We start from the raw sequence: 14670 nt of genomic DNA, 5'->3' as shown, positions 1-14670 counted from the left end.
TTCGTACAAAAACACCGGGCCGGCGCAATGGCGCCGGCCCAGGTTGAGCTCAAGCTGAGCTATACGTTGACGCTTAGAAGTTCAGCGTGCGCTTGTCGACGGCCAGCGCAGCTTCCTTGGTTGCTTCCGACAGCGACGGGTGCGCGTGGCAGATGCGGGCAATGTCCTCGGCCGAAGCCTTGAACTCCATCGCCACCACGGCTTCGGAAATCAGCTCGGAAGCCATCGGGCCCACGATGTGCACGCCCAGGATCTCGTCGGTGGTGGCATCGGCCAGGAACTTCACCATGCCGGACGTATCGCCCAGCGCGCGCGCGCGGCCGTTGGCCAGGAACGGGAAGGTACCGGCCTTGTACGCGGTGCCGGCTGCCTTCAGCTGCTGCTCGGTCTTGCCGACCCAGGCGATTTCCGGCGACGTGTAGATCACCCATGGAATCGTGTCGAAGTTGGTGTGGCCATGCTGGCCGGCGATACGCTCGGCCACGGCAACACCCTCTTCTTCCGCCTTGTGCGCCAGCATCGGGCCGCGCACCACGTCGCCGATCGCCCACACGTTCGGCAGGTTGGTCTTGCACTCGTCGTCCACGGCGATGAAGCCGCGTTCGTCCAGTGCCAGGCCGGCCTTGTCGGCAGCCAGGCCGTTGGTGTTCGGGGTACGGCCGATCGACACGATCAGCTTGTCGAACACGGTTTCCTGGGCGGCGCCCGACGCGTCCGCGTACTTCACGGTCACGTTGTTGTCGCCGGCCGTCACGGACTCCACCTTCACGCCCAGGCTGATCTTCAGGCCCTGCTTGGTGAACATCTTGTGCGCTTCCTTGGCGATCTGCTCGTCGACAGCGCCCAGGAACGTCGGCAGGCCTTCCAGCACGGTCACGTCGGAACCCAGGCGGCGCCATACGGAACCCATCTCCAGGCCGATCACGCCGGCGCCGATCACGCCCAGCTTGGCCGGCACGCCTTCGATGGCCAGCGCGCCCGTATTCGACAGGATCAGCTTTTCATCGAACGGAGCGCCCGGCAGTGGGCGCGCGTTCGAACCGGTCGCCACGATTACCTGCTTGGCATTGATCGTTTCGGTGGTCGGGCCGGAGATCTCGATCGGGTAGCCTTCGGCACCGGCTGCGCCGCCGAATGCGCCGCGGCCGTGGAAGAAGGTCACCTTGTTCTTCTTGAACAGGTACAGGATGCCGTCGTTGTTCTGCTTCACGACGTTGTTCTTACGCTTGAGCATCTGGCCCAGGTTCAGCGCCAGGCCGGACACTTCGATGCCGTGTTCCTTGAAAGCGTGGCCGGCATGCTCGAAGTGCTCGGACGATTGCAGCAGCGCCTTCGACGGGATGCAGCCGACGTTGGTGCAGGTGCCGCCCGGTGCCGGGCCGCCCTTCTCGTTGGCCCACTCGTCGATACAGGCAACGGAAAAGCCCAGCTGTGCCGCGCGGATTGCCGCGATATAGCCGCCGGGGCCGGCGCCGATCACCACTACGTCGAATTGTTTTGTGCTCATGTCATTTTCCAATTATCTCGTCTCCCGGAAGACGCTCGTCTTCCGGGACGAATATCCACAACAGAATGTAAATCACCAGCCCGAAGCCGAACGAAATCGTGAACAGCACGAACACGAGCCGCCAGATCCACGCATCGACACCGGAAGCCTTGCCAAGCCCGCCGCATACGCCACCGAGCCAGCGGTCGGCGCGCGAGCGGCGCAGCCGCGACAGCTCGCTGGACAGGTCGCCGTTACCGGCGGACGTTGCCTGGCCAGGTCCGCCGTCCAGCAGGCGTTCCTTGGCGCGCGCGAATTCCGCGTCGGTCAGGGCGCCCGCCTGGTGCAGCTCGTGCAGGCGGCGGATTTCGTCGGAGATGGTCACAGGATGCCTCTCGCTTTAGTACCGGGGTGCTTTGAGAGCACTTGCGCCGGCGGGAAAAACCGGTGTCCGACACCCGAGGGTGCCGACACCACGTCTTCACACGCCGGTCGCGTACCGGCACGCGGTGATTTACCTACGCTTCGATTACAGGTCCAGCAGCAGGCGCGCCGGATCTTCCAGCGCTTCCTTCATCGCCACCAGGCCCAGCACGGCTTCGCGGCCGTCGATGATGCGGTGGTCGTACGACATGGCCAGGTAGTTCATCGGGCGGATGACGATCTGGCCGTCTTCCACCACGGCGCGGTCCTTGGTCGCGTGCACGCCCAGGATCGCCGACTGCGGCGGGTTGATGATCGGGGTCGACAGCATCGAGCCGAAGGTGCCGCCGTTCGAGATCGAGAACGTGCCGCCGGTCAGGTCGTCCAGCGTCAGCTTGCCTTCCTTGGCCTTGGCGCCGAATTCGCCGATCTTCTTCTCGATCTCGGCGATCGTCATCTGGTCGGCATTGCGCAGGATCGGCACCACCAGGCCGCGCGGCGAGCCGACGGCGATACCGATGTCGAAGTAGCCGTGGTAGACGATGTCGTTACCGTCGACCGAAGCGTTGATGATCGGGTACTTCTTCAGCGCGGCAACGGCGGCCTTGACGAAGAACGACATGAAGCCCAGCTTCACGCCGTGCTCTTTCTCGAACTTGTCCTTGTACTTGTTGCGCAGGTCCATCACCGGCTTCATGTTCACCTCGTTGAAGGTGGTCAGGATGGCGTTGGTGGATTGCGATTCGACCAGGCGCTCGGCGATACGGGCGCGCAGGCGGCTCATCGGCACGCGCTCTTCCGGACGGTCGCCCAGGTTCAGCGCGGTCGGTGCGGCAACCTTTTGCAGGGCCGGCTTGGCGGCTGCAGGTGCCGGTGCCGGCGCGGCTGCCGGCTTGGCCGAAGCGGCCAGGGCGTCGCCCTTGGTCACGCGGCCGTCCTTGCCGGAGCCGGACACATCGGTCGCGGACAGGCCTTTTTCGGACAGGATCTTGGCGGCGGCCGGCATGGCCACGTCACCCTTGGCGCCGCCGGTTGCGGCTGCGGCAGTGGCGGCAGGAGCCGGGGTCGGCGGCGCTTCGGCGGAAACCGGTGCGGCGGAAACCGGAATCGGCGCGACCTTGGCGGTGGCTTCGGTGTCGATGATGGCGATCACTTGGTCGGCGACCACGGTGGCGCCGTCGTTCTGAATGATCTGCACGATCACGCCGGCGCTCGGTGCCGGCAGTTCCAGGACCACTTTGTCGGTTTCGATATCGATCAGGTTTTCATCGCGCGCGACGGTGTCGCCGACCCGCTTGTGCCAGGCCAGCAGGGTCGCTTCGGCGACGGATTCCGACAGTTGAGGAACTTTGACTTCGATTTGTGCCATGTGTTGTTACTCCGTGTATTCGATGGATGCGTTGCTGCCGCGCGGCCCTCGAAGGGCCGCGCGGCGTACTGTGCTTACTTGGTCAGGATGAAGCCCTTCAGCTTCGAGAACGCCGTCTCCAGCAATTCCTTCTGCTGGGCGTAGTGCTTGTCGTAGTAGCCGACGGCAGGCGATGCGGAAGCCGGGCGGCCGGCATATGCCAGGCGCTGGCCGGCATCCATCGACTCGAAGATGTTGTGCTGGATCTGGAACCATGGACCCTGGTTCTGCGGCTCGTCCTGCGCCCACACCACTTCGGTCAGCGCCGGGAACTTCTTCAGTTCGGCGGCGAACGCCTTGTGCGGGAACGGGTACAGCTGTTCGACACGGATGATCGCCGTATCGGTCTGGCCGCGGGTCTTGCGGGCGTTGGCCAGGTCGTAATACACCTTGCCGGAGCAGGCGATCACGCGCTTGACCTTCTTCGCATCGATCTTGTCGTCGGTCTCGCCGATCACGGTCTGGAACGCGCCCTTGGCCAGCTCGGACAGCGGCGAACCGGCATCCTTGTTGCGCAGCAGCGATTTCGGCGTCATCACAACCAGCGGCTTGCGGAACTGGCGCACCATCTGGCGGCGCAGCAGGTGGAAGATCTGCGCTGCGGTGGTCGGCTGCACCACCTGCATGTTGTTCTCCGCGCACAGCTGCAGGAAACGTTCAGGACGGGCGGAGGAGTGCTCCGGACCCTGGCCTTCGTAGCCGTGCGGCAGCAGCATCACCAGGCCGGAGGCGCGGCCCCACTTCACTTCGCCGGAGCTGATGAACTGGTCGATCACCACCTGGGCACCGTTGACGAAGTCGCCGAACTGGGCTTCCCAGATCGTCAGCGTGTTCGGCTCGGCGGTCGAGTAACCGTATTCGAAGCCCAGCACCGCTTCTTCCGACAGCACGGAGTCGATCACGGTGAACGGCGCCTGGTTCTCGGAAACGTTCTGCAGCGGCACGTAGGTGCCGGCATCCCAGCGTTCGCGGTTCTGGTCGTGCAGCACCGCGTGGCGGTGCGTGAACGTGCCACGGCCGGCATCCTGGCCGGTCAGGCGCACGGCGTAGCCGGACGAAACCAGCGACGCGTAGGCCAGGTGTTCACCCATGCCCCAGTCCAGGTTCTGCTCGCCCTTGCCCATGTTGGCGCGGTCGGCCAGCACTTTTTCAACCAGCGAGTGCACCTTGAAGCCTTCCGGCACGGTGGTGATGCGGCCGGCCAGGCGCTTCAGTTCCGTCAGCGGCACGGCGGTGTCGGCCGCGTCGGTCCACTTGCGGTTCAGGAACGGCAGCCAGTCGACGGCGAACTTGTTCTTGAAGTTCGAGATGACCGGGTCGACAGTGTGCTTGCCGGCGTCCATTGCGTCGCGGTAGGCAGCGACCATCTTGTCGCCGCCGTCGGCCGGGATCACGCCCTGGGCCGCCAGCTTGTCGGCGTACAGGCGGCGGGTGCCCGGGTGTTGCGCGATCTTCTTGTACATCAGCGGCTGCGTCAGCGCCGGGGTATCCTGCTCGTTGTGACCCAGCTTGCGGAAGCAGATGATGTCGACAACGATGTCCTTCTGGAACTGCGCGCGGTAGTCCAGCGCGATCTGCGAAGCCAGCACCACCGCTTCAGGATCGTCGGCATTCACGTGCAGCACCGGTGCCTCGATCATCTTCACGACGTCGGAGCAGTAGATCGTCGAACGCGCATCGCGCGGGTCGGACGTGGTGAAGCCGATCTGGTTGTTGATCACGATGTGCACCGTGCCGCCCGTGCCGTAGCCGCGGGTCTGCGCCAGGTTCAGCGTTTCCATTACCACGCCCTGGCCGGCGAATGCGGCATCGCCGTGCACCAGGATCGGCAGCACCTGCGCGCCCTGCGTATCGCCGCGGCGGTCCATGCGCGCCTTGACGGAACCTTCGACCACCGGGTTGACGATTTCCAGGTGCGACGGGTTGAACGCCAGCGACAGGTGGACCGGGCCACCGGCGGTGGAGATGTCGGACGAGAAGCCCTGGTGGTATTTCACGTCGCCGGCCGGCAGGTCGTCGCCGTGCTTGCCTTCGAATTCCTCGAACAGGTCCTTCGGTGCCTTGCCCAGGGTGTTCACCAGCACGTTCAGGCGGCCGCGGTGGGCCATGCCGATGACGATTTCCTGCACGCCTTTTTCGCCGGCGCGCTGGATGATCTCGTCCATCGAGGCGATGAACGTTTCGCCGCCTTCCAGCGAGAAGCGCTTCTGGCCCACGTACTTGGTATGCAGGTAGCGCTCGAGGCCTTCGGCGGCCGTCAGGCGTTCCAGGATGTGCTTTTTCTTCTCGGCCGTGAAGTTCGGCGTGGAGCGGATCGACTCCAGGCGTTCCTGCAGCCAGCGCTTTTCAGCCGGGTCGGAAATGTACATGAACTCCGCGCCGACGGAACGGGTGTACGTTTCGCGCAGGTAGTTCAGCAGGTCGCGCAGCGATGCGGTTTCCGGGCCAAAGTAGGTGTTGCTGATGTTGAACACGGTGTCCATGTCCGCATCGGTGAAGCCGTACGATGCCGGGTCCAGCTCCGGAATGGCCGGGCGTTCCTGGCGTTGCAGCGGGTCGAGGTTGGCCCAGCGAGAGCCCAGGTAGCGGTAGGCTGCGATCAGCTGGGTGGCGGCCACGCGCTTGCGGCCCATCTCGGCGTCGGCGGTCGCGGTCACGGTGCGGATCGGACCGGACTTGGCACGCTCGGCGAACGAGGCGATGACGGAGGAGTGGTTGACGTCGGGTTTATTCGAGCCGTCGACGGCAGGCACGTGCTGCATCGAGTCGAAATAGGCGCGCCAGTTGTCGGGCACGGAGCCTGGATTTTCCAGGTACGCTTCGTAGAGTTCCTCTACGTACGGCGCATTCCCACCGAACAGGTAGGAGTTGGACGTCTGTTGTTGCATCATTCTTGCTCACCTTTCTTCGCGCTTCGCGAGTATGGGGCGGGTTATACAAACCTTCCGCGACACGGCCTGACCGGTTAGCGGATCGCACATCAAGTTGTGGGGGAAGGACCTCTTTGGTTGCCCGTAAGACAATTTACTTCCGAGCTTCCAGAAATAGCCACTTAGGATAGCACGCTGCATTGAGATGCAACAACCACCAATGAGTTAATTGGACACTTCTTTCCAGGGCCCACGGCGGGGCGGCGGCGGCCCCGATAGACAACCCTTTCTAGATCACTTATTCTACTTCCGACTCCCCCAGGAATAGCGCCATGAGTACGCCACCGAAACCGACCCCCGCCGAACTGGAAATGCTGCGCCTGCTATACGCGCAAGGCTCCGCCACGGCCAGGCAGGTGCATGCCGCCGCCCTCCCCGGCCGGCCGGAGCTGACCTATGCAAACGTGCTGCGCCTGCTCCAGGTCATGCACGGCAAGGGCCTCGTCACGCGCGACGAAAGCGCCAGGGCGCACATCTACGCACCGGCCCAGGAACAGGATCACATGCAGACCCGCCTGCTGAAGGATCTGATCCAGAAGGCGTTTGCCGGCTCCGGCAAGGCACTGGTGCTGGCCGCGCTGCGCGGCGGCCACGTGTCGGCTCGCGAGCGCGCCGAAATTTCCGCGCTGCTCGACGAAGAGCGGCCACAGGATTGAAACTCCCGCTCAGCCGTGCATGGCAACCGCGCGTCACTTTTTTGTGATTTCATCCACACTTTAAGCAGTCTGCATAAATGACGGCGTGCCGGTGCCTGGCCATTCCGCTGGCCCCTTTCGGCCGCCCATCAATAACTAGAACCACGGAATCGGGGAGCACACATCATGGAAAGCGCGGCTGCGCTTGTCGGCAACTTGCCGTTGCGGGACGTGATCGACCTGCTTGCAGGGACTTTTTATGTCTTGGACGAGTCCGGCTACTTCGTCTTGTGGAACCGGCAGCTGGAACAGGTCACCGGCCTGACGCCGGAGCGCCTGCGCACCACCCATATGCTGGAACTGTTCGAGCCGGACATGCGCTCCCGCGTCGCGCGCGCGTTCTGCACCGTATTCCAGAGCGGCGACGAACGGGTGCAGATCGAAGCCCGCGTGCGCAATGCCGAGGGCGGCACCACGCCTTTCCTGTTCGTCGGTTCCCGGCTGTCGATCGTCGGCGATGGCCGCTACCTGTGCGGCATGGGCGTCGACCTGACGCGGCATTATCGCCAGCGCGACAAGCTCGAATTGTTCGAACGCGCGTTATTGGCCGCCAGCAACGGCATCGTCATCACCCGCCACGAGGGCCGCGACAATCCGATCGAGTACGTCAACCCGGCGTTCGAGCGCATCAGCGGCTACTCGGCCGTGGAATCGATCAACCACGATTCGCGCTTCATGGCCGCCCACGGCATGGATGACGAGCAGCGCAGCCACCTTGCCAGCGCGATCGCGGGACATCGTGCGGCCACGGTGGTGTTCCGCAACAAGCGCAAGAACGGCGAGCTGTTCTGGAATCACCTGACAGTCACGCCGGTGCGCGACCAGGCCGGCAATGTCACGCATTTCATCGGCATCATCGAGGACATCACGACGCTGAAACAGCGTACGGCCCAGCTCGAATACCTGGTCACGCACGATCCGCTGACGGGCCTGGCGAACCGGCTGCTGCTGCGCGACCGGCTCGAGCACGCCGTGCAGGCGGCCCAGCGCAGCGATGAAAAAGTGGCCGTGATCCTGATGGACCTGAACAAGTTCAAGGAAATCAACGACACGATGGGCCACTCGGCGGGCGACCAGGTACTAAAGCACGTCGCGCAGCGCCTGCTATCGGCGCTGCGCGAATCGGATACGGTGGCCCGCCTCGGCGGCGATGAATTCGTGATGGTGCTGGCGGCGCAGCCGAGCCTGCGCTTCACGCTGAGGATGATCGAACGGATCCGCCGCACCATGGCGCCGGAGATGGAAATCGAAGGCCGGATGCTGTCGGTCGGCGCCAGCATGGGCGTGGCGGTGTGGCCCGACGATGGCCGCACGCCGGGCGAGCTGCTGCACGCGGCCGACACGGCCATGTACGAAGGCAAGCACGGCGGGCCGGATGCCGTGCACTTCTATTCGTCCGACATGGCGGACAGTTCGGCCGCCCGGCAGCGCATGGAAGCGGCACTGCGCCAGGCGCTCGAACGCGACGACCTGTATCTGCTGTTCCAGCCGCACGTTGCCGTCGATACCGGCGAGATCCTTGGCGTCGAGGCGCTGCTGCGCTGGCGCCATCCGGAACGGGGTGAGTTGCTGCCGGCCGATTTCCTGCCCGACGCGGAAGAAAGCGGCCTGATCGTGCCGCTCGGCAGGCGCGTGCTGGAGGATGTCTGCTGCATGCTGCGAAGGCTGGCGGAGCTGGGCTTCCCGGATATCCCGATTTCCGTGAACGCTTCCAGCCGCGAATTCTCGCAGCGCGATTACCTGCCCTACATCGCCAAGCGCGTGGCGCACCACGGCGTGAACCCTGCGCGCCTGACGCTGGAAATGCGCGAGGAACAGCTGATGAACAATCCGGAACAGGCCACGCGGCTGGCCAACGGCCTGCGCGAACTGGGGATCTGCCTTTCGGTGGACGAATTCGGCGCCGGCATGAACAATCTCTCCTGCCTGCGCGGGCTCCCGGTCTGCCAGCTGAAGATGACACGCCGGAGCGTGCAGGAAATCGACGCCATGCCCGGCAGCGGCGCGCTGGCCAAGACCATGCTCGACATCGGCAACAATCTGAACATCCGCGTGGTGGCCACCGGCGTCGAAACCCGCGACCAGCACGATTTCCTCGCCGCCAACGGCTGCAGCAGCGTGCAGGGGAACTTCATCAGCCAGCCGATGACGCGGCCCGCGCTGGAGGAATGGCTGGCGGCGCATTAGCGCGAAAACGCGGGCAAACGTTACCAGAATGCCAGGCGGATGAATACCGCCAAGAAAAATATCACGCGATCGGCGCAACAACGCTCACTTGCGCGCGGCGCGGCCGCGAGGCGGGTGTACGATAGGCCGTCATTCACTCCTGCCGACCGCCATGCTTGCCGATACCTCCGCCGTTCCGCACCTGCTGCTGCGCCATGTCGTGCTGTTTGCGTTCAAGAACGATGCCCCGGCCGACGCGGTGAACGCCGTCGTCGCCGGCTTTGCCAGGTTGCCGGAGGCGATTCCCGGCATCGTCGGCTACGAAACCGGCACCAACGTCAGCCCGGAAGGCCTGAACGACGGCTACACGCACTGCTTCATGCTCACGTTCACCAGCGCCGAAGCGCGCGACGACTATCTGAATCACCCGGCCCACGTGCGCTTCGTGAAAACCCTTGCCGATTGCCTGGAACGTTCGCTCGTCATCGACTACTGGGCGCAGCAGCGGCCGGGGCCGGAAGAGGAACAGGCAAGGATACTGGCCAGCGTGTCGTAAAACCGTTACCGCGGCGGGTAATCCACCGCCTGCGGTCAAGTCCCAGCCGTGTAGACACGGTGCAACGTGGATTGTTTGCAGAGATAAAAAAAAACGGGCCGAAGCCCGCTTTTTATTTGCTTGAAGCCAAACGCTTACTTGCGATCCTTCAGCACCGGCACGTCGCGCAGCGCGGAGCCGACGAACAGCTGGCGCGGGCGGCCGATCTTCTGTTCAGGATCGGCGATCATCTCGTTCCACTGGGCGATCCAGCCGATGGTACGGGCCATCGCGAAGATACCGGTGAACATCGAGACAGGGATGCCCAGTGCCGATTGCACGATGCCCGAGTAGAAGTCGACGTTCGGGTACAGCTTGCGGGACACGAAGTATTCGTCTTCCAGCGCGATCTTTTCCAGCTCCATGGCCAGCTTGAACAGCGGGTCGTCCTGCAGGCCCAGTTCTTCCAGCACTTCGTGGCAGGTTTCGCGCATCAGCTTGGCGCGCGGATCGAAGTTCTTGTACACGCGGTGACCGAAGCCCATCAGCTTCACGCCCGAGTTCTTGTCCTTGACCTTCTCGATGAAGGCAGGGATGTTCTCGACCGAGCCGATTTCCTTCAGCATGTTCAGTGCCGCTTCGTTGGCGCCGCCGTGTGCCGGGCCCCACAGGCAGGCGATGCCGGCTGCGATACAGGCGAACGGGTTGGCACCCGACGAACCGGCCAGGCGCACGGTCGACGTCGAAGCGTTCTGCTCGTGGTCAGCGTGCAGGATCAGGATGCGGTCCAGCGCGCGCACCAGCACGTCGTTCACTTCGTACTCTTCGCACGGGTTACCGAACATCATGCGCATGAAGTTGGCGCTGTACGACAGGTCGTTGCGCGGGTACATGAACGGCTGGCCGATCGAGTACTTGTACGCCATCGCCACCAGCGTCGGCATCTTGGCGATCAGGCGGATTGCCGAGATTTCGCGCTGCTTGGCATCGTTGATGTCCAGCGAGTCGTGGTAGAACGACGCCAGCGCGCCCACGGTACCGACCAGCACCGACATCGGGTGCGCATCGCGGCGGAAGCCACGGAAGAAGAACTGCATCTGCTCGTGCACCATCGTGTGCTTCGACACGAGTTTCACGAAGTCGGCCTTCTGCTGTTCGTTCGGCAGTTCGCCGTTCAGCAGCAGGTAGCAGCTTTCCATGAAGTCGGCGTTCACGGCCAGCTGTTCGATCGGGTAGCCGCGGTATTGCAGTTCACCCTTGTCGCCGTCGATGTAGGTGATCGACGAGTTACATGCGGCCGTGGACATGAAGCCCGGATCGTAGGTGAACTTGCCGGTTGCGCCGTACAGCTTGCGGATGTCGATGACGTCCGGGCCGACGGTGCCCTTGTAGATCGGGAATTCGATCGGCGCGCTGCCGTCCGAGAACGACAGGGTGGCTTTGTTATCAGAAGTGTTCATGCTCTTCCTTCCAGGATGAGGTGCGGCTATTGTAAAAAAATCAGGCGCGGCGCAGACGACCAAGCAGTGCGTGCACGTGCGGCAGATCGAGCTCGCCTTCCGGCTCGCTGCGCGCCAATACCAGATCCATCAGCGCATTGTCCGACAAGTCGAGAAGCCGCGTCAGCGCGTCCACTTCGTCGTCGGTCAATTCCGTTTCGTGCGCATCGAGAAAACGCGTCAATATCAGATCGTTTTCCAGCAGGCCCCGCCGGGAGCGCCAGCGCAGGCGGGCACGGTTGGCGGGGTCCTGTTGATGCGAACGGTTGTCTTCAGTGTTCATTGGCGTTTATTGCCCAGTATTTTCGTGGCTCAGATGGCGCGGCGCACCATCAGTTCCTTGATCTTGCCGATCGCCTTGTTCGGGTTCAGGCCCTTCGGGCAAACGTCCACGCAGTTCATGATCGAGTGGCAGCGGAACAGGCGGTACGGGTCTTCCAGGTTGTCCAGGCGCTGGCCGGTGGCTTCGTCGCGCGAGTCGGCGATGAAGCGATAAGCCTGCAGCAGGCCGGCCGGGCCGACGAACTTGTCCGGATTCCACCAGAACGACGGGCACGACGTCGAACAGCACGCGCACAGGATGCATTCGTACAGGCCGTCGAGTTCCTCGCGCTCGGCCGGCGTCTGCAGGCGTTCCTTCTCCGGCGGGATCGAATCGTTGATCAGGAACGGCTTGATCGATTCATACTGCTTGAAGAACTGCGTCATGTCGACGATCAGGTCGCGGATCACCGGCAGGCCCGGCAGTGGGCGCAGGATGATCGGTTCGCTCAGTTCGTTCAGGTTCGTCGTGCACGCCAGGCGGTTCTTGCCGTTGACGTTCATCGCGTCCGAACCGCACACGCCTTCGCGGCACGAGCGGCGCAGGGCCAGCGAATCGTCCACGTCGGACTTGATGCGCTGCAGCGCGTCCAGCAGCATCTTGTCGGTGTCCTTCAGCTCGACCGTCAGGTCCTGCATGTAAGGCTTGGCATCCTTGTCCGGATCGTAGCGGTAAATCTTGAATTTGAGAGTACGTGCCATGTTCTTGCTACCTTAGAAAGTGCGTGCTTTGGGCTTGAAGGTTTCCACCGTCAGCGGCTTGGTGACGACAGGCTTGTACTCCAGGCGGTTGCCTTCGGAGAACCACAGCGTGTGCTTCATCCAGTTGTCGTCGTCGCGGTTCGGGAAATCGCTGTGCGCGTGCGCGCCGCGCGATTCCTTGCGGGCGACGGCCGACGTGATGGTTGCCTTGGCCGTCTCGATCAGGTTGTCCAGTTCCAGCGCTTCGACGCGGGCGGTGTTGAACACCTTCGACTTGTCCTTGAACGACACATGCTTGCGGCGCTCGTCGAGCTTCATGATCTCGTCGAAGCCGGCCTTCAGCAGGTCGTCGGTACGGAACACGCCGCAGTACTTCTGCATCGTGGCGCGGATGTCGTTGGCCACGCCCTGCACCTTTTCCGAACCGGTCGAGGTTTCCAGGCGGTTCAGGCGGTCCATCGCGTAGTCCGACGCGTCCTTCGGCAGGTCCTTGTGTTCCTTCTGCTTCAGGTTCGATGCCACCACGTGGTTGCCGGCCGCGCGGCCGAACACCACCAGGTCGAGCAGCGAGTTCGTGCCCAGGCGGTTCGCGCCGTGCACGGAGACGCAGGCGCATTCGCCGATCGCGTACAGGCCGTTCACGATCTTCTGGCCGCCATCGGCCGACGGTGCCACGACCTGGCCGTGGATGTTGGTCGGGATGCCGCCCATCTGGTAGTGGATCGTCGGCACCACCGGGATCGGCTCTTTCGTTGCATCGACGTTGGCGAACTTGTGGCCGATCTCCAGGATCGACGGCAGGCGCTTCTCGATGGTTTCCTTGCCGATGTGGCGCAGGTCGAGCAGCACGTGGTCCTTGTTCGGGCCCACGCCGCGGCCTTCCTTGATTTCCTGGTCCATCGAGCGCGACACGAAGTCGCGCGGCGCCAGGTCTTTCAGCGTCGGCGCATAGCGCTCCATGAAGCGCTCGCCCTGCGAGTTGATCAGGATGCCGCCTTCGCCGCGCACGCCTTCGGTGATCAGGACGCCCGCGCCGGCCACGCCGGTCGGGTGGAACTGCCAGAACTCCATGTCCTGCAGCGGCAGGCCGGCGCGTGCCGCCATGCCCATGCCGTCGCCGGTGTTGATGAACGCGTTGGTCGATGCGGCGAAGATGCGGCCGGCACCGCCGGTGGCGAAGATCGTCGTCTTCGCCTGCAGGATCATCACGTCGCCGGTTTCCATTTCCAGCGCCACGACGCCGATCACGTCGCCTTCGGCGTCGCGGATCAGGTCCAGCGCCATCCATTCGACGAAGAAGTGGGTGCGGGCGCGCACATTGCGCTGGTACAGCGTGTGCAGCAGCGCGTGGCCGGTACGGTCGGCCGCGGCGCAGGCGCGCTGCACGGCCTTCTCGCCGAAATTGGCCGTGTGGCCGCCGAACGGACGCTGGTAGATCGTGCCGTCCGGATTGCGGTCGAACGGCATGCCGAAGTGTTCGAGTTCATACACGACCTTCGGTGCTTCGCGGCACATGAATTCGATCGCGTCCTGGTCGCCCAGGTAGTCGCCGCCCTTGACGGTGTCGAACATGTGCCAGAACCAGCTGTCTTCGGCCATGTTGCCCAGCGAGGCGCCGATGCCGCCCTGTGCGGCGACGGTGTGCGAACGGGTCGGGAAGACCTTCGACAGCACGGCCACGTTCAGGCCCGCTTCGGCCAGTTGCAGGGAAGCGCGCATGCCGGAGCCGCCGGCGCCGACGATCACCGCGTCGAAGCGGCGTACGGGAATGGAGGATTTGATTGCTGCCACGATTTACACACTCCAGAGTATCTGCACCGACCACACGGCGCACGCGATCAGCCACATGGCCGACGCGGTTTGAATGAGGAAGCGAACACCGACGTTCTTGATGTAGTCCTGGTAGACGCTGACGACGCCGACCCAGGCGTGATAGAACAGGCCGATCAGGGTGGCCAGCGTGAACAGCTTGAACCAGGTCTGGGCGAACAGGCCGGCCCAGCCTTCATAGGAGAAATTGCTGCCGGTGAGGAAAGCCAGCAACAGGACGACGGTGTACACCACCATCACGATCGCGGTGGCGCGCTGCGCCAGGAACTCGCCCAGGCCGTAGTGGGCGCCCACGACGAGGCGCTTCGGTCCGATATTGTTTTTCATGGCTTAGAACACTCCGAACAGTTTCAGGGCAACCAGGAAGGTCACGGCCAGGCTGATGACCAGCACGGCGACCGACGTCTTGCGGGCCGAATCCTTGTCCAGGCCAACGTGGGTGTCCATCACCAGGTGGCGGATGCCGGCGCAGAAGTGGTGCATGTAGCCCCACACCAGGGCCAGGATGACCAGCTTGCTGAACGGATGCGAGGCGATGCCCTGGAAGTGGGCAAACGAGATCTCGGAGCGGATGCTTTCCTGCAGCAGGTACAGGATGAACGGCAGCAGCACGAACAGCAGCATGCCGCTGATACGGTGCAGGATCGACACGATGGCCGACAGCGGCATGCGGTA

At 63.7% G+C, this 14670-nt stretch carries 13 protein-coding genes; 3 read left to right on the top strand and 10 right to left on the bottom strand.

Annotated features, from left to right (window positions below):
* Positions 1-73 precede the first annotated feature (73 nt).
* The 4 genes from lpdA to ACY34H_RS14040 form a co-directional block, all read right to left on the bottom strand.
* Entirely contained in the window at positions 74-1507 is a 1434-nt protein-coding gene (lpdA, locus tag ACY34H_RS14055) for a dihydrolipoyl dehydrogenase (protein ID WP_464978111.1), read from the bottom strand.
* A 1-nt stretch (position 1508) separates the two neighbouring features.
* Positions 1509-1871, bottom strand: a complete 363-nt coding sequence (locus ACY34H_RS14050) for a PspC domain-containing protein (protein ID WP_464978110.1) — start codon at positions 1869-1871, stop codon at positions 1509-1511.
* Positions 1872-2015: 144 nt separating this feature from the next.
* On the bottom strand, positions 2016-3278 hold the full coding sequence (odhB, locus tag ACY34H_RS14045) for a 2-oxoglutarate dehydrogenase complex dihydrolipoyllysine-residue succinyltransferase (protein WP_464978109.1): 1263 nt from the start codon (positions 3276-3278) through the stop codon (positions 2016-2018).
* A 74-nt stretch (positions 3279-3352) separates the two neighbouring features.
* Positions 3353-6208, bottom strand: coding sequence for a 2-oxoglutarate dehydrogenase E1 component (locus tag ACY34H_RS14040; RefSeq protein ID WP_464978108.1), 2856 nt, complete (start codon positions 6206-6208; stop codon positions 3353-3355).
* Between the two features lie 311 nt (positions 6209-6519).
* Here ACY34H_RS14040 and ACY34H_RS14035 point away from each other — a divergent pair, with 311 nt between their 5' ends.
* From ACY34H_RS14035 to ACY34H_RS14025, 3 genes are all read left to right on the top strand, one after another.
* On the top strand, positions 6520-6903 hold the full coding sequence (locus tag ACY34H_RS14035; protein ID WP_464978107.1) for a BlaI/MecI/CopY family transcriptional regulator: 384 nt from the start codon (positions 6520-6522) through the stop codon (positions 6901-6903).
* A 165-nt stretch (positions 6904-7068) separates the two neighbouring features.
* A complete protein-coding gene (locus tag ACY34H_RS14030; protein ID WP_464978106.1) occupies positions 7069-9129 on the top strand; it encodes a putative bifunctional diguanylate cyclase/phosphodiesterase in 2061 nt (686 codons plus the stop codon).
* Positions 9130-9280: 151 nt separating this feature from the next.
* The gene (locus tag ACY34H_RS14025; RefSeq protein WP_464978105.1) at positions 9281-9664 is read left to right on the top strand and encodes a Dabb family protein; all 384 of its coding nucleotides are present in this window, start codon (positions 9281-9283) and stop codon (positions 9662-9664) included.
* Positions 9665-9798: 134 nt separating this feature from the next.
* Here ACY34H_RS14025 and gltA read toward each other — a convergent pair whose 3' ends face one another.
* From gltA to sdhC, 6 genes are all read right to left on the bottom strand, one after another.
* The gene (gene gltA, locus ACY34H_RS14020; RefSeq protein WP_464978104.1) at positions 9799-11103 is read right to left on the bottom strand and encodes a citrate synthase; all 1305 of its coding nucleotides are present in this window, start codon (positions 11101-11103) and stop codon (positions 9799-9801) included.
* A gap of 40 nt (positions 11104-11143) precedes the next feature.
* Positions 11144-11425, bottom strand: coding sequence for an FAD assembly factor SdhE (locus ACY34H_RS14015; RefSeq protein WP_464978103.1), 282 nt, complete (start codon positions 11423-11425; stop codon positions 11144-11146).
* Positions 11426-11454: 29 nt separating this feature from the next.
* Complete coding sequence (locus ACY34H_RS14010) at positions 11455-12165, bottom strand: succinate dehydrogenase iron-sulfur subunit (RefSeq protein ID WP_130184894.1); 711 nt, start codon at positions 12163-12165, stop codon at positions 11455-11457.
* Positions 12166-12177: 12 nt separating this feature from the next.
* Complete coding sequence (sdhA, locus tag ACY34H_RS14005) at positions 12178-13956, bottom strand: succinate dehydrogenase flavoprotein subunit (RefSeq protein ID WP_464977292.1); 1779 nt, start codon at positions 13954-13956, stop codon at positions 12178-12180.
* A gap of 3 nt (positions 13957-13959) precedes the next feature.
* Positions 13960-14322: a succinate dehydrogenase, hydrophobic membrane anchor protein gene (gene sdhD, locus ACY34H_RS14000; protein ID WP_464977291.1), complete on the bottom strand. Its 363-nt coding sequence runs from the start codon at positions 14320-14322 to the stop codon at positions 13960-13962.
* Between the two features lie 3 nt (positions 14323-14325).
* Positions 14326-14670, bottom strand: a 345-nt coding sequence (gene sdhC, locus ACY34H_RS13995; RefSeq protein WP_464977290.1) for a succinate dehydrogenase, cytochrome b556 subunit, incomplete at its 5' end; no start/stop codon positions are given.

The organism is Pseudoduganella sp. jia 9, from assembly GCF_055502615.1.
The sequence above is the reverse complement of the archived record's forward strand: the minus strand, read 5'-3'. Positions and strand labels throughout refer to the sequence as shown.

Excerpts from the sequence above, each read along its gene's own strand:
- sdhD (WP_464977291.1), bottom strand. The coding sequence starts at position 14,322 with ATGAAAAACAATATCGGACCGAAGCGCCTCGTCGTGGGCGCCCACTAC.
- ACY34H_RS14035 (WP_464978107.1), top strand. The coding sequence starts at position 6,520 with ATGAGTACGCCACCGAAACCGACCCCCGCCGAACTGGAAATGCTGCGC.
- ACY34H_RS14015 (WP_464978103.1), bottom strand. The coding sequence starts at position 11,425 with ATGAACACTGAAGACAACCGTTCGCATCAACAGGACCCCGCCAACCGT.
- ACY34H_RS14010 (WP_130184894.1), bottom strand. The coding sequence starts at position 12,165 with ATGGCACGTACTCTCAAATTCAAGATTTACCGCTACGATCCGGACAAG.
- ACY34H_RS14025 (WP_464978105.1), top strand. The coding sequence starts at position 9,281 with ATGCTTGCCGATACCTCCGCCGTTCCGCACCTGCTGCTGCGCCATGTC.
- ACY34H_RS14030 (WP_464978106.1), top strand. The coding sequence starts at position 7,069 with ATGGAAAGCGCGGCTGCGCTTGTCGGCAACTTGCCGTTGCGGGACGTG.
- gltA (WP_464978104.1), bottom strand. The coding sequence starts at position 11,103 with ATGAACACTTCTGATAACAAAGCCACCCTGTCGTTCTCGGACGGCAGC.
- lpdA (WP_464978111.1), bottom strand. The coding sequence starts at position 1,507 with ATGAGCACAAAACAATTCGACGTAGTGGTGATCGGCGCCGGCCCCGGC.
- odhB (WP_464978109.1), bottom strand. The coding sequence starts at position 3,278 with ATGGCACAAATCGAAGTCAAAGTTCCTCAACTGTCGGAATCCGTCGCC.
- ACY34H_RS14040 (WP_464978108.1), bottom strand. The coding sequence starts at position 6,208 with ATGATGCAACAACAGACGTCCAACTCCTACCTGTTCGGTGGGAATGCG.